The organism is Tatumella sp. JGM130, from assembly GCF_018257525.1.
Lineage (GTDB): Bacteria > Pseudomonadota > Gammaproteobacteria > Enterobacterales > Enterobacteriaceae > Tatumella > Tatumella punctata.
Genome location: NZ_JAERJS010000004.1, coordinates 138,716 through 153,717 on the forward strand (window position 1 = coordinate 138,716; position 15,002 = coordinate 153,717).

At 51.0% G+C, this 15,002-nt stretch carries 11 protein-coding genes; 5 read left to right on the top strand and 6 right to left on the bottom strand.

The genetic code is table 11. From position 1 onward, the window contains the following. Together JK211_RS03280 and pdxB are read right to left on the bottom strand one after the other, a co-directional pair. The gene (locus JK211_RS03280) at positions 1 to 1,008 is read right to left on the bottom strand and encodes an aspartate-semialdehyde dehydrogenase (RefSeq protein WP_212707242.1); all 1,008 of its coding nucleotides are present in this window, start codon (positions 1,006 to 1,008) and stop codon (positions 1 to 3) included. A 78-nt stretch (positions 1,009 to 1,086) separates the two neighbouring features. After that, positions 1,087 to 2,223, bottom strand: a complete 1,137-nt coding sequence (gene pdxB / locus JK211_RS03285; RefSeq protein ID WP_212707243.1) for a 4-phosphoerythronate dehydrogenase PdxB — start codon at positions 2,221 to 2,223, stop codon at positions 1,087 to 1,089. Positions 2,224 to 2,413: 190 nt separating this feature from the next. Between pdxB and JK211_RS03290 the strand changes: the two genes are divergently transcribed. Both JK211_RS03290 and flk read left to right on the top strand, forming a co-directional pair. Then, complete coding sequence (locus JK211_RS03290) at positions 2,414 to 3,307, top strand: DMT family transporter (RefSeq protein WP_212707244.1); 894 nt, start codon at positions 2,414 to 2,416, stop codon at positions 3,305 to 3,307. 132 nt (positions 3,308 to 3,439) lie between these two features. Further along, positions 3,440 to 4,468, top strand: a complete 1,029-nt coding sequence (gene flk, locus JK211_RS03295; protein WP_212707245.1) for a flagella biosynthesis regulator Flk — start codon at positions 3,440 to 3,442, stop codon at positions 4,466 to 4,468. Positions 4,469 to 4,597: 129 nt separating this feature from the next. On the opposite strand, the gene JK211_RS03300 is transcribed toward flk, so the two are convergent. After that, positions 4,598 to 5,800, bottom strand: a complete 1,203-nt coding sequence (locus JK211_RS03300; protein ID WP_212707246.1) for an arabinose transporter — start codon at positions 5,798 to 5,800, stop codon at positions 4,598 to 4,600. A 124-nt stretch (positions 5,801 to 5,924) separates the two neighbouring features. Further along, positions 5,925 to 8,333, bottom strand: coding sequence for a helix-turn-helix domain-containing protein (locus tag JK211_RS03305; protein ID WP_212707247.1), 2,409 nt, complete (start codon positions 8,331 to 8,333; stop codon positions 5,925 to 5,927). A gap of 165 nt (positions 8,334 to 8,498) precedes the next feature. Between JK211_RS03305 and JK211_RS03310 the strand changes: the two genes are divergently transcribed. Both JK211_RS03310 and JK211_RS03315 read left to right on the top strand, forming a co-directional pair. Beyond that, complete coding sequence (locus tag JK211_RS03310; protein WP_212707248.1) at positions 8,499 to 9,668, top strand: M20 aminoacylase family protein; 1,170 nt, start codon at positions 8,499 to 8,501, stop codon at positions 9,666 to 9,668. 97 nt (positions 9,669 to 9,765) lie between these two features. Beyond that, positions 9,766 to 11,214 carry an MFS transporter gene (locus tag JK211_RS03315; RefSeq protein WP_212707249.1) on the top strand — a complete coding sequence of 483 codons (1,449 nt, stop codon included), beginning with the start codon at positions 9,766 to 9,768 and terminating at the stop codon, positions 11,212 to 11,214. 84 nt (positions 11,215 to 11,298) lie between these two features. On the opposite strand, the gene fabB is transcribed toward JK211_RS03315, so the two are convergent. Continuing rightward, on the bottom strand, positions 11,299 to 12,519 hold the full coding sequence (fabB, locus tag JK211_RS03320; protein WP_212707250.1) for a beta-ketoacyl-ACP synthase I: 1,221 nt from the start codon (positions 12,517 to 12,519) through the stop codon (positions 11,299 to 11,301). A gap of 155 nt (positions 12,520 to 12,674) precedes the next feature. On the opposite strand from fabB, the gene mnmC reads away from it, so the two are divergent. Beyond that, complete coding sequence (gene mnmC, locus JK211_RS03325; protein ID WP_212707281.1) at positions 12,675 to 14,684, top strand: bifunctional tRNA (5-methylaminomethyl-2-thiouridine)(34)-methyltransferase MnmD/FAD-dependent 5-carboxymethylaminomethyl-2-thiouridine(34) oxidoreductase MnmC; 2,010 nt, start codon at positions 12,675 to 12,677, stop codon at positions 14,682 to 14,684. A 21-nt stretch (positions 14,685 to 14,705) separates the two neighbouring features. Here mnmC and JK211_RS03330 read toward each other — a convergent pair whose 3' ends face one another. Next, positions 14,706 to 14,987, bottom strand: coding sequence for a YfcL family protein (locus JK211_RS03330; RefSeq protein WP_212707251.1), 282 nt, complete (start codon positions 14,985 to 14,987; stop codon positions 14,706 to 14,708). Positions 14,988 to 15,002: the final 15 nt, after the last annotated feature.

Below are 15,002 nucleotides of genomic sequence, written 5' to 3' on the forward strand. Positions count from 1 at the left end.
TTACAGATACTCCTGCACCAGCTGCTCGGCGACTTTAACCGCCATCAGTGCCCCGCCAAAGCGGATATTATCAGCCACTGACCAGAATTGCAGTTGCTCAGGAATACCATAGTCACTGTGTAACGAACCGATACACAATTGCCCGCTGCCAGTCGCATCACTGACCGGTGTCGGGAATTCACCTTCATCGCTCAGCAGAATATCACCCGACATCGCCAGGTCATTACGTGCTTCCCCGGCAGAATAAGGGCGCAGACACTCCAGTTGTACGCTCTGGGCATTACCGTAGAAGACCGGTGCCTGTACAGAACTGACGGAAACCGGCAGCCCTTCGTCCTGAAGAATTTTACGCACCTGATCCACCATCCGGCGGTTGGCCGCCACACTGCCCTGCTCATCAGGCAGTAAAGGCAACAGGTTAAATGCCAGCTGCCGGCCGAAATGATACTCTTCAACCGGCATACCGTTCAGCAAACGGGCACTTTCTCCGGCTAACCCGTCCACTGCGGCTTTTCCATGGCTGGAGACCGACATCAGATTCGTCACCTGCAAACGTCCCAGCCCGGCATTATCTGCCAGCGGTTTCACTGCACACAGCAGCTGACTGACCAGACTGTCGGCGACACTGACAATATTGCGGTTACGGTAATCGGCTAACACTTGTGGGTTAACATCAGCGATAACCAGAGGCACGTCCGGCGACAACGCAAATAAAGGACTACTGTCAATCACCAGGCAACCGGCATTGGCCGCCTGCTCTGCGTAGCGGGCTGACGCTTCGGTCCCTGCCACAAAAAAGGCCAGCTGCGCCTGCGACCAGTCAAAGTCTTCAGCATTCAGTACCTGATGATTTTTACCCTCGACACGTACCGTTTCACCGGCACTGCTTTCACTGGCCAGTAAAAATAAATCACCAACCGGGAACTGACGCTCCGTCAATAACTCCAGTACAGCACTTCCCACTGCGCCAGTTGCCCCTAAAAGGGCGATATTCCAGCCGTCAGACATGTTGGTTTACTCCAGAAAAACAAAAAATAAAGCGGTGAGAGACACCGCCTGAACAGGATATGGTGATTGCCGACAGACTCAGCAATCACCGCTAAATTTTGCATCAAAACCCAGTTGCCGCAGTTTATCTGCTGTTGCCGCGTTATCACAATCAACCTGCAGCGAAGACCACTCACGTCGCTCCTGATATTGCTTACGCAGACGATCAAACTCACCCGGTTGTGACGCGACGGCACGTAACAGGGCATCATCGCGGCGCACATCATACACCAGATGTGCCAGACGTTTTAGCATTGCCTGATCACATTCCCCGTGCAGGGTAATCTGGCGGATATCCGGCACCGGCAGTAACTCGCTTAAAGCCACCTGACAAGGCTGCCCGACAAACGCCGACCAGGCTTCAAACACCTGGGTGGTGCCGCGGGCCTTACCCTCGAGGGTATAACCGGCGATATGCGCGGTAGCGATAGCCGTTTTTTCCAGTAACGGTAATGACAGTTCCGGTTCCGGCTCCCAGACATCCAGTACCACAGACAAATCACTGCGCTTTTCCAGCACCGCCAGTAATGCCTGGTTATCAACCACCGGACCGCGGCAGGCATTAATCAGGATGGCGCCGGGGACAAGTTTCTCCAGCAATGACTGGTCAGCAAGATGTAACGTCTTATAAGGGCCGTCTTTAAATAATGGCGTATGAAAGGTAATAATATCGGCTTTACGGACCAGAGTCTCCAGCGGATGGAATTCACCCTCATCCCCGCGGTCGGCCCGCGGTGGATCGCAAATCAGGGTTTTAATCCCTGCGGCTGCCAGCCGTTTCTGTAACCGGCCTCCGACATTACCGGCACCGACAATCCCGACGGTACGATCGGTCAGCAGAAAACCGTCGCGTTCAGCCAGTGCCAGTAACGCCGAAAACACATATTCCACGACGGCTATCGCATTGCAGCCCGGTGCAGCCGAAAACGCGATGCCGTCCGCCTGTAACTCGTCACTATTGACATGATCCTGACCGGCGGTGGCAGTACCGACAAAACGGACACGGCTGCCTGCCAGAAGCTGACGATTCACCCTGGTGACTGACCTGACCATCAGCCCGTCGGCACTGGCTAATTCCCCGGATGACAAGGTCCGCCCCGGTGCTGCCACAACCTCAGCCAGACGGCTGAATAACTCACGTGCATACGGCATATTTTCATCGACAACAATTTTCACTGGATTTGTCCTGTTGAACCGGAAATATCATAATATTCTGTCATAAAGCGGGGTAGAAAACATCCGGCGATTGCCGGCTGAATAGCTTGCCTTTGCCCCGTTTGTGCTTCATCTTATCAGCCGTTTATTATTGGTTCCTGAACCGCTAAAACCACAGAGAATACGCTGATATGATATGGAAGAACGGGCGATGAACTTTTTGTTTCCTCTGGGGGCTGTCCTGATTTGGGCGGTGAACTCGATTGTCAGTAAACTGTCGGTCGGGGTGATCACACCGGAAGCCATCTCTTTTTACCGCTGGATGCTCGCTCTGTTGGTGCTGACGCCTTTTGTATTACCGGGGGTGATCCGTCACCGCACAGCCCTGTCCCGGGAGTGGCTGAAACTACTGATACTTGGCGCATTGGGTATGGTGCTATACCAGAGCCTGGCCTATTATGCCGCCCGGACCGTCAGTGCATTATTTATCGGTATCCTGATCGCCAGCATTCCGCTACTGACGGTTATTTTTAGCCTGTTTATTCTGCGCCTGACACCGACACTCGGAATTGTACTCGGTGCTGTTATCTCTTTTGCCGGACTGGCATGGCTTATCAGTGACGGTCATCCGCAACAATTACTGTCACAGGGACTTGGCAGTGGTGAGCTGATGATGATAGTAGCAGCAGCGGCCTATGCCTTATACGGTGTGCTCACTAAACGCTGGTCAATGGATCTGCCGCGGTGGCAAAGCCTGTATATCCAAATCCTGTTTGCCGTTTTAATGTTGTTGCCCGGATTTTTAATCACCCCGTCAGTGGCCCTGACCGCTAAAAATATCCCGCTGGTACTCTATGCGGCAATTGCGGCTTCCATTATTGCGCCTTATTTATGGATCCAGGGGGTGATGCGGCTCGGAGCCAATACCGCCAGTATCTTTCTCAATCTTGCCCCGGTATTTACCGCAGTGATCGCAATCACCTGTCTGCATGAGAAAATGCATAGCTGGCACTGGATTGGCGGATCACTGACACTGGCTGGCGTCATTCTGGCGCAACGGTTGCGCATTCCTGTTGGCCGGCGTACAGGAAATAAGCCCCGCTAGGGATTATATGCACCGGCGCTGAACAATTCTTTCTGTATAGCTCTTTGGATTTTACAGGGAGGTTGTTATCATACCTGCCGTTACTCCGGCTTACCCCGGGCTGAATTCTCTCTACTAGCTGGAATGTTTGTCATGCAACCACTCCGCGGCCCTTCTGAGGTCACCGGTGACAGAACACCCTCTGCTCATCCAAAAGATACACATCCTGCAGTGTCGTCTGTTGCCCTGACCAGCGCGCAACGCACCACACTGGAACGAATTATTGTCAAAATTATGGCAATCAGCTCTCTGAAATCTGCGGAGCTATGGGCAGGGATCCGTCATCAGTCCGGGGTTAAGAGTGATAATGAGCTGTTATCCAGCCATTTCCCTGCTGCTGAAAAATGGCTGACTGATCGTCTGCTTCAGGAGCAAAATGCCCGTTCCGCACGAATTTTACTGCAGCAACTGACTGATCTGCTGCCGGTCGGTAATAACCGGCAGGCCGTCAGTAGCTTTATTCGCCAGAATTTCGGCCAGACCGTGCTCAGCTCCCTGACTCAGCAACAACTGCAGCAGGTACTGACTATGCTGAAAAACGGACAAATGGATATTCCGTCGCCACAGCAAATCCGTACCACGGATCGGACACTGTTGCCTGCCGAACATCAGAGTTTACAGCAGCAGGTTCTTAAACTGACAATTTCCGGCGGAGAGTCACCGTCCAGCGTATGGCAGAGTTTATTCAGCCTGCTATCGTTAAAAAATGGTGATCCGATCCCGTCGCGCTTCTACCCGCTGCTGACACAGTACCTGCAGGCGAAAATAACACTGCATACCCGGACACAGCCGGTGACGCTGGCGGAATTATTAAAATCGCTGAAACACCCGGCCTCTGACAGCGAAACCCGGCAACTGATCGGCTATTGTGAACAACAATTTCCGTCAGTTCAGGGGCAGCAACTGACCGACATTCAGGCACAGGATTTACTGCATAAACTGTTTCGTTTACGTGCAGAACAACTTATCCGTGCAAACAGAAAACAAATGGCTGTGCCTCCTCAGCCACTCACTACTCAGCTTCCGCCAGCAGCTGTCGTGCCGGGTAACACCGGTTTATCGCGGCTATGGCTGCTGGTGATTCCGTTGTTGATAATCATCGTGGTACTGTGGCTATTTTAACGGTCACAGTTATGGTGAAACAACGCAGCATTTCCGGTTAATTTTACCGCCGGTATCAGCGATTATAACCGGCGATAAAGCGCAGAGAGGGAATCTGGTCCTGCAATCGGCCGAAACCCGGGCGGCCTGTCAGCTACTGCGCCGTTTACCTGACTGAATAAGCAGCCTGAGAGTGATCACCAGCCCGCCAAACGCAGCACAGGCCCCGGCCAGATAAACCGAGCCATAACCAAAACCACTCGCCAGCAGGCCGGCAACCGGCCCGCTGACGCCGTAAGCAATATCCTGAAAAGCCGAGAAACAGCCTAACGCGGTTCCCCGGACTTTTGCTTCGACACTGCGTACCACCTCAACGCCCATCGCCGGAAAGACCAGTGAACATCCGCAGCCGGTCAGTGCCGCACCGGCAAATGCCATCCATTCCTGAGTGCCGGTGCACAATAACAGCAACCCCGCGGTTTCCACGCCCAGTGAAATCATTGCCACACGGATCCCGCCCATTTTGTCCGGCAATCCGCCAAAGAAAATACGCACCACAACATAAAAAAGCCCGAATGCAGTCAGGGTATAACCGGCATTTCCCCAATGCCGGTCAGCAAAATACAGTGATGTGAATGCGCCAATCACCGCAAAACCCACTCCCTGCAATGCCAGTACTGTGCCCGGGGTCAGGATCTGCCGGACAACGCTGAATAATGGCGGCCGCTTACCGGAGCTGACAGCGACCGGACGGATCCGAAAACAACAGGCCAGTGCCAGTAGCGGACACAGGGTTGCCACCGCGCTCACTCCGACAAAGCCATAATGGTTGTTGATCAACAAACCAAGTGGTGCACCCGCCGCCAGAGCCCCGTAGATAGCCATACCATTCCACGACATCACAATACCGGATCGTTTTGCGCCTATCAGTCCCAGTCCCCAGGTCAGATTGCCGGTAAACAACAGACTTTCGCCGAATCCGAGCAATAACCGGCCAAGAATTAACAGACCAAATTGTACCGCCAGCGATCCGCGGAAGAGTGCTGATCCAAGACAGGCAACACCGACAAAAATAATGACCATCATCCCCTGTAAGGTGGTCAGTCTGGCACCCTTCTGGTCAGCCCGTTTACCGGCAAAGCCGCGTGTCATCAGGGTGGCAAAAAACTGAATACCGACAGCCAGACCGACCATCACATCGTTCATTCCCAGTTGCTGATGAACATATAGCGGGATCACCGGCAGCGCCAGGCCTGCTGTCAGGTAGGTAAGAAACACCGAAAAAGAAGTCACAGCCACCGGCAGAGATGATGCACTCTCTTGCTGAGGATCCTGCGGGGAAGTATCAGCCATAAACGAGAACGTCCTTATAAGGCTTGCAGGGGTGACGTCTTCAACAGAAAGTCCGCCGGAAGCCCCTGCAAAAGTAATAAGCAAACTAATAATAACCAGGATTTTGACAGAACTGTACCGGTTGTCAATTTATCGCCGTAACCCCGTCGTCTTTGCCCAATCTGCCTCCCTGTCCGATAAAGGTCAGTTCATAGAAGTGGATCGCATTCGCTTCCATTTCTGCCAGCAATATCCACTGATCCCGGGGCAGGTATTCATCGCGAACACGCAAACCGGGCCCCGTATGCCGGTTAAGATAATCAATAACTTCCTGAACCCGCCCATACTCAGTCTGAAATAGCTGAAACAGACTATATAAATCACCGTGTTGCTGGTCAAAAATCGCGCGGGTCAGCTGATACTGCCCGGCTTCTATTCCATTAATCACTATTTTTTTCTTCTTCCGTAAATTACGGATCACCGACTCCTGTACCGAAAGACGGGGATCAAAAATCGCAGCATTGGTCACAACCATCTGATAGCCGGTGGCTGTCTTTGTTAATATATAATCACCGTCCTGCGCAAGGATAATGCCGTGCATTCTTCTTATAAAACCAAGCACATAAAATACCGGCCGTTTCAGGCAACCGGTATAAAAAACCGCTATCCCCCGGGTATCAATACGTGACGGTAAGGTTTCTTTCAGAATTTCGGTATTTAACGCCAGCGAGACTCCACAAACACTGGCCGGCAATTGTTGCAGAAAATTAAAGATAATTGCTGCGCGAAAAAAACTACCGTTGATATGACGAGTGTCCCCGGTCAGTGTGTTCCAGCGCATCAGAATAAGTGGTGCAAACAGCAACTCTTCCTGTAGCAACCGTGTCAGTTGCCGGACAAGCTCTCCGATATCCGTTGTATGCTGCTGCAGAGACCTGTTCCCCGCCCCGCTGTTTTGGCCGTTATCATTCTCAATATCACAACCAATAAACTCAATAAACGTCGACAGTGGCATTGCCCGCAGGTAAGAATACTCTGTCAGCCTGCCGTCACGAAAAAAACACATTCCGCCGGTTTTTACCCCATGACACAGGGACTTAATCGCCGAAAACAGGTCACAGAAAAACGGATTCCCTTCTGCCTGAAGCGTCTCATCTTCTGCCGGCACCGCAACGAAATGCCAGCGTGAAACGTATGTCCGGCCATATAACCGCAGACAATGCTGTAAGAAACCCATCATCTGGTGGATAAAAAGTTCTGACAGCGGCTCTGTTGCCGGCTGACGGAGCCTGATAAACAAAGGGATATTCAGCCGGTAAAGAAATGAAATCGCCGCATCGTGATCCGCATAGGCTGAATAGGTGTTTACCGGCTCGTCAGTGTGAAACCCGGGCCCTGTCGCTGTCACTGAAATCCCTGGTGACAGATCAACAAAATCGATAATACCTGCCTGTGATAGCAGACTAATTTGCTGTTGTACTTGCGTTTTTAACAGTTCGCTAAACTCACCGACGGTGATAATAATTGCTCTTTTCGCGGGCGTCAGTATCGCCGGCTGGCGGCTAATATCGACAGACGACTCTTCAATACCGGAAAACGCCTCATGATGCCCCTCACCCTGTGTCTGATTCAGCATATGGCTTAACAATGAAAGTACTCTTGCACTGCTGACCGGCTGGCAAAATTTATTTACTACACCAATACTCTCACGTATCTGCGGGGATGATCTGCTGCTATCGATCTGATAAGCGTTATCACGACGGAACTGGGACGGTGTTTTCTGATAATTTTTTCTGAACAAAGAAACAAACTGCCTGCTGTCAGAAAAACCATGATCCCGGGCAATCTGATAATTAGGTTTGTTACTGTTAAGCAGATCGATGATCGCCGATTCAAAACGCCGGTTATGTAAATAATCCCGGTAACTGACCCCTACTTCCTGTTTAAACAGCCGCGACAGATAACTTAATGACATCCCCTGTTTTTCTGCAATACGCTGTAAAGAGACGGGTGATGTATAATTATTATTTATATATTTTACGATTTCCTCGACCCTCCTGCTACGTCCTGATGTTTTTTTCACGCCGCCTTCTTTTCTCACCCTGAAATAAGCGATTAAAACCATCATGATCTTTGACAGGATACTGTTCGATTCCAAAAGAAAAATTTCATCATTACCTTTCAGAGGACAGATAAATAATCTGAATATTAAATCCCTCAGGTTATCTATATACCCCTCACGGTAACGCCCGTCTTCTCCGGGTAATACTACATAATTTTCAGAATAATATTTACGATAATAGCGAGATATAAAATGTCCGGATATTTCCAGAAGCAGAACAACATTATCCTGGTCACTGATAATACTGTAATCCTGTGACTGGTTAATCGTCATGATATCATTTTCGTCCAGCACAACCTGCCGGTTATCACTGATTACCCGTACACTTCCACTGATAACATAAATAAAGGTAATGCCGTTATATCCATAATTCTTACAATAACTTATAAAATAAGCCTGTAATCCATAATCAGGCGGTGGTTTTGCCAGCATATACAATCCCCCGAAGTAAAATAACTCATAGGGATTATTTTACCTGTTTACAAATAAGGGGATGATAATAGTCAAATAAACCCCCTTTTTAGTGCAAATACTTCTCTGTTTCTGTCCGGCATATCGTTCTAGTATTTATATACCCGTTATCTGCAAGAGGTCTTTATGAAAAATATTATTGATAGTATTACCAAAAGCGCTGATGAGTTTATCGCGATTCGCCGTCAGCTGCATCAGCATCCGGAAATCGGTTTTGAAGAACAGAGCACCAGTGATTTCATCGCGCAGTACCTGGAAAAACTGGGGTACAGTATTCACCGTGGCATGGCCACCACCGGTGTGGTTGCCACGTTACAACAAGGCGACGGGCCACAGCGCCTCGGTATCCGTGCTGATATAGATGCATTACCGATTCATGAAAAAAGCGGTAAAACCTGGAGCAGCCATAACGAAGGGAAGTTCCACGGCTGCGGTCATGACGGACATACGGCAATACTGCTATGTGCCGCTAAATACCTGGCAGAAACCCGTCATTTTAATGGTACGTTGCATCTTATTTTTCAGCCTGCAGAAGAGTTACTGTACGGCGGAAAAGTGATGCTTGATGACGGGCTTTTCGAAAAATTCCCCTGCGACAGTATTTTTGCCCTGCACAATATGCCGGGCATGAAAACCGGTGAGTTTTATTTTCGCCAGGGGGCACTGATGGCCTCATCAGATACCCTGCATATAGAAATTAACGGCATCGGTGCCCATGGTGCGATGCCGGAGAAAGGTGTGGATGCTACCCTGATCGCCTGCCAGATAGGCTGTGCGTTACAAAGTATTGTCTCCCGTAATATCGCGCCGGCTGAAGCCGCAGTGATCACCGTCGGCTGCATCCAGTCCGGAGACGCACCCAATGTGGTGAATGACTATGCACTGATGAAATTAACCGTCCGTGCCCTTAATCCCGTGGTCCGTGAACAACTGCTCCGGCGGATTAATGAACTGGTCACCGCCCAGGCACAGAGTTTTTCCGCTACCACAAAAATTACGCACGTCAATGGCAGCCCGGTACTGGTAAATGATGCTCAGCAAACAGCATTTGCGGCGCAGGTCGCTACCGACCTCTTCGGCGCGCAGAAAGTCCATACCGGCACTCCCCCGCTGATGGGCAGTGAAGATTTCGCCTTTATGCTGGAGGCAAATCCGTGCGGCAGCTATTTTCTGATTGGTAATGGCGACCAGCCGGGATTCTGTAATGTTCATAACCCGGGATACGATTTTAACGATGATTTAATTATTCCGGCAGCCTCATGCTGGGCAGCGCTGGTTGAATCCCGGTTAAAATAACCACCGGATAAACCTGATATTGCCCGTCACCGGAAAATAAACATAGCCAAAGAAGGAAGTATTGATTCAGGAACTATTTATTAAAAAGGGAATTTATATGTCAAGTGATGAGAGTAAACGAGTCTCCACGGCAAATGATCCTGTATTGCCAGACCCGGTGCAACCGCCCGGCGACAGGTTTATTATAGGTATTGTCTTCGGAGTACTGACTTTCTGGCTATTCGCGCAGTCGATGTTTAATATCGCACCGGATATCCAAAAAGATATTAATATCAGTAATGAGTCCCTGAATCTGGCAATCAGCGCTACGGCGCTTTTTTCCGGCTGTTTTATTGTGGTTGCCGGGGGACTGGCTGATAAATTTGGCCTGATGCGGTTTACCTATCTTGGCTTTATCCTGAGTATTATCGGTTCTTTGCTGCTGATTATTGCCGACGGCAGTGCCATGCTGATCACCGGACGTATTATTCAGGGGCTTTCCGGGGCCTGTATTATGCCTGCCACCCTGGCGTTACTAAAAGTCTACTACCGCGGTGCACAGCGTCAGCGGGCTCTCAGTTTCTGGTCTATCGGATCCTGGGGCGGTTCAGGATTCTGTTCTCTGATGGGCGGCGCAATTGCTACCTGGTTTGGATGGCAATGGATATTTATTATTTCCATTATATTTTCCATCGCCGGGATGCTGCTGATGCGCGGTGTACCGGAGAAAAAAGCCCCGCGCACTACCGGTGAAACCCGTTTTGATAATCTGGGTGTGTTACTGTTTGTTATCTTCCTGCTCTGTCTGAACCTGGTTATCACCAAAGGCGCGGCATGGGGCTGGAGTGACATCATTACCCTGGGATTACTGGTGTTATGTGTCATTAGCGGGATTTTATTCTACCTCACTGAATCTGTGAAAAAATCGGCGGCATTTATCGACTTTTCACTGTTCAGAAATGCCCCTTACAGTGGCGCAACTTTCTCTAATTTTATGCTGAATGCCGTTGCCGGGACATTACTGGTTACCAATACCTATGTTCAGGAAGGACGCGGGTTCAGCCCCTTCCAGACGGGAATGCTGTCTATCGGTTACCTGATTGCTGTACTGGTGATGATCCGTGTCGGAGAAAAAATACTGCAATGGATTGGGGCAAAAAAACCGATGATTTTCGGTGCACTGATGACCGGTGCGGGTGTGGCGCTGATGTCTCTGACATTTCTGACTGACGGGGTATATATCAGTTCTGTGATGGCCGGATTTGTGCTATTTGGTTTAGGTCTGGGGTTTTATGCCACTCCGTCAACAGATACCGCCATATCTAATGCCCCGTCGGATAAAATAGGCACGGCTTCCGGCGTGTATAAAATGGCAAGTTCTCTCGGTGGTGCATTCGGGGTTGCTATTTCAGCCTCTATATATTCAGCCATGAAAGCATCGGGCATTTCGGTAGATATTTCTGCAATGACCGCCCTGCTGGTTAATGTCGGTTTCTGTATCCTGTCGGTACTGGCCGTCTGGGGTATGGTGCCTGCCAGTGCCGGTAAAACCGAACATTCACAGTAGTACAAATACCTGCCCGCACTGTCAGCGAAAAGGTATAAAAAAACCCGGCAATACACACTGCCGGGTTTTTCTTCGCCGTGACGATTATGCCTGATATTTACGCATCGTCAGTGTGGCGTTAGTACCACCGAAACCAAAGCTGTTAGACATAACTGTCGTCAGTTTTTTATCAGTAGCTTTGGTCACGATATTCAGACCATTTGCCGCTTCGTCCGGATCTTCAATATTGATACTTGGTGCAATAAACTCATGCTCCAGCATCAGCAGACTGTAAATCGCTTCCTGAACACCGGCAGCACCTAAGGAGTGACCAGTCATGGCTTTGGTTGCCGAAAGCGCCGGTGAGTTATCACCAAACACTTCACGGATAGCACCCAGTTCTTTTAAATCACCGACCGGCGTTGAAGTACCGTGGGTATTCAGATAATCAACCGGCGTGTCAACACCCTGCAATGCCATCTTCATACAACGTACTGCACCTTCACCAGACGGTGCAACCATGTCAGCACCATCAGATGTCGCACCATAACCCACGATTTCTGCATAAATGTGAGCACCACGGGCCAGTGCATGTTCCAGCTCTTCGACCACCACCATGCCACCGCCACCGGCAATAACGAAACCATCACGGTTTGCATCATAAGTACGTGATGCTTTTTCCGGGGTATCGTTGTATTTGGTTGACAGTGCGCCCATCGCATCAAACTCACAGGCCATTTCCCAGCTCAGTTCTTCTCCGCCGCCGGCAAATACCACGTCCTGTTTACCTAACTGAATCTGTTCCACCGCATTACCGATGCAGTGCGCAGAGGTTGCACAGGCAGAACTGATTGAGTAGTTAACACCGTGAATTTTGAATGGTGTTGCCAGGCAGGCAGAAACCCCGGAAGCCATTGCTTTGGTCACAACATAAGGGCCAACGGCTTTCAGGCCACGCGGGCTGCGCATTGCATCAGCACCAAAGACCTGAAAACGCGGAGAACCACCGCCGGAACCGGCAATCAGACCGACACGCGGGTTATTCTGGTACTGCTCAACGCTCAGGCCGGAATCTTTAACCGCCTGTTCCATTGACAGGTAAGCATAAATAGAGGCGTCGCTCATAAAACGCACAACTTTGCGATCAATAAGGCCGGTGGTATCAAGTTTTACGTTACCCCAGACATGGCTGCGCATGCCCGCTTCTTTCATTTCCTCTGAAAAGGTGATACCCGAACGACCTTCCCGCAGGGACGCCAGAACTTCCTGCTGATTATTACCAATGCTGGAAACAATCCCCAGGCCAGTGATCACTGCACGTTTCATTCAAAATTCCTCTTTCACATCTCTTCGGTTTACGGTGCACTTTAGCGTACACTTGTAAGCCGAACAAGTCCGATCAGCAAATTCCCGTGTAAATTTGCGTCACCGTAATGATATCGATAAAATTAGTCTATTGCCTGACCAATGAGCCTTACGCCGTGAAACCCTGCCGAATAGAACATGCCACCCTCCGCTGGAACGAACAGGGTACACCTGTTTCTGATTTTTTTGATGACGTCTATTTTTCTAACGATAATGGTCTCAACGAAACCCGTTACGTTTTTCTCGGCGGGAACCAACTTCCGCAACGTTTTTCCAGCCATCAGTCCGGACTTTTTATTGCCGCAGAGACCGGATTTGGTACCGGGCTCAACTTTCTCACCCTTTGGCAGGCATTCGATCAGGCGGTACGGGAAAACCCGGACGGAAAACTCCGGCGTCTGCACTTTATCAGCTGTGAAAAATTTCTGCTGACACGCGACGATATTATTGCCGCCCACCGGCACTGGCCGGAACTGGCCGGGTATGCACAACAGTTACAACAACAATGGCCGGATGCCGTCGCAGGCTGCCAGCGGATGATATTTAACCAGGGGCAGATAACGCTTGATCTGTGGCTCGGGGATATTAATCAGTTGATTGATAGTTTCGACGACAGCCTTAACCATCAGGTTGATGCCTGGTTTCTGGACGGTTTTGCGCCGTCAAAAAACCCTGACATGTGGAACGAGCGTCTGTTCAGTGCCATGGTCCGGTTGTCACGTGCCGGAGGCACCTTTGCAACCTTTACTGCCGCAGGGTTTGTTCGCCGCGGACTTCAGCAGGCAGGGTTCAGTGTCGAAAGACGTAAAGGCTTCGCCCATAAACGGGAAATGCTGTGTGGTTATTTGCCACAGACAGAGGCTCTGCCCTGCCGCCGTCCGTGGTTCCGGCGGCCGGCGGCCCGTGGAAAAGATATCGCCATTACCGGCGGGGGGATCGCCAGCGCCTGCCTGGCGCTGGCATTACTGCGCCGGGGATACCAGGTCAGTTTATATTGTGCCGATAGCGCCCCCGCCGGTAACGCCTCAGGTAACCGTCAGGGCGCACTTTATCCGTTACTGAACAGCCATGACCCGGCACTGGCAACCTTTTTCCCTGCCGCCTTCGGCTTTGCACGGCGCTTTTATGACAGCCTGCCGTGTGAATTTGAACATCAATGGAGCGGAGTATTACAACTGGGCTGGGACGATAAAAGCCGGCATAAAATCCGGCAAATGCTGGACATGGCCCTGCCGGAGACCCTGGCAACCGGCGTCGATGCGTCACAGGCCAGCGATCTGGCGGGGCTACCGCTGGCCTGCGGCGGCATTTGTTACCCGCAGGGTGGCTGGCTGAACCCTGGCCAATTAACCCGCGATATGTTCCGCCTTGCGCAACAGCAAGGCTTGCGCTGTTACTGGCAGCATGAACTGCAGCAGGCAGAGCCACAGAACGATGGCTGGCAGCTTCATTTTCGTCAACAGCCTGCTCGCCATCATAGTGTACTGGTGATGGCGAACGGACACCGGATAAATCAGTTAACTCAGTCAGCCAGATTACCGGTTTACTCGGTATCAGGCCAGGTCAGCCATATACCGGCAGCTCCGCAGTTATCAGCGCTGAAAACCGTCCTTTGCTATGACGGCTATCTGACCCCTCTCAGCGCAGAGCATCAGACCCATTGTATTGGTGCCAGTTACCACCGTGCTGAAGACACTGCCAGCTATCGGGAAACAGACCAGCAGCAAAACCGTCAGCGGCTGATCAATTGCCTGCCGGAAAGCGACTGGACCAGAGAGGTCGATGTATCTCAGCAGCAGGCTCGTAACGGAGTTCGTTGCGCTATTCGCGACCATTTACCAATGGTCGGTGCAATGCCCGATTATCAGGCCACTCTCAGCCAGTATGCAGACTTAGATACCCGCTGCGGGCAACCGGAAACGGTGACTCCGGCACCGGTCTGGCCACAGTTATACCTGCTGGCGGCGCTGGGTTCCCGCGGGTTATGCAGCGCACCGTTAGCTGCAGAAGTACTGGCAGCACAGATCAGTGGCGAACCTCAGCCTGTGGATCAGGATACCCTCGATGCTTTACAACCGAACCGTTTCTGGATAAGAAAATTACTGAAGGGACGGCCCGTAACCTGAAAGATCGCGGGCCGCGACGGCTTACTGTTTTGCAGCGGCCTTAAGGTACAGGCGTTGCCATAAGTCCAGCACCAGCACCTGATCCGGCGGCGACAACTCCTGCTGACGGATCGCCGCCTGCAGGCTCTGTTCAACCTGCTGTTTCAGTGCCTGCGGGCTGTCTTCGCCCCGCAGTTCCAGTTCAGCAACCGACTGGGTCAGATGCCCGCGTAAATAGCCCCCGGCAAACAACTGATCATCGGAAGCGCTTTCCACCATCTCATCTATCATTGCCAGGATTTGCGCTTCAATTTCAAGCATCAATCGGGACCTCTCATT

Coding starts and splice junctions, on each gene's coding strand:
- JK211_RS03310 (WP_212707248.1), top strand. CDS start 8,499: ATGAAAAATATTATTGATAGTATTACCAAAAGCGCTGATGAGTTTATC.
- JK211_RS03290 (WP_212707244.1), top strand. CDS start 2,414: ATGAACTTTTTGTTTCCTCTGGGGGCTGTCCTGATTTGGGCGGTGAAC.
- fabB (WP_212707250.1), bottom strand. CDS start 12,519: ATGAAACGTGCAGTGATCACTGGCCTGGGGATTGTTTCCAGCATTGGT.
- flk (WP_212707245.1), top strand. CDS start 3,440: ATGCAACCACTCCGCGGCCCTTCTGAGGTCACCGGTGACAGAACACCC.
- JK211_RS03315 (WP_212707249.1), top strand. CDS start 9,766: ATGTCAAGTGATGAGAGTAAACGAGTCTCCACGGCAAATGATCCTGTA.
- JK211_RS03300 (WP_212707246.1), bottom strand. CDS start 5,800: ATGGCTGATACTTCCCCGCAGGATCCTCAGCAAGAGAGTGCATCATCT.
- JK211_RS03280 (WP_212707242.1), bottom strand. CDS start 1,008: ATGTCTGACGGCTGGAATATCGCCCTTTTAGGGGCAACTGGCGCAGTG.
- JK211_RS03305 (WP_212707247.1), bottom strand. CDS start 8,333: ATGCTGGCAAAACCACCGCCTGATTATGGATTACAGGCTTATTTTATA.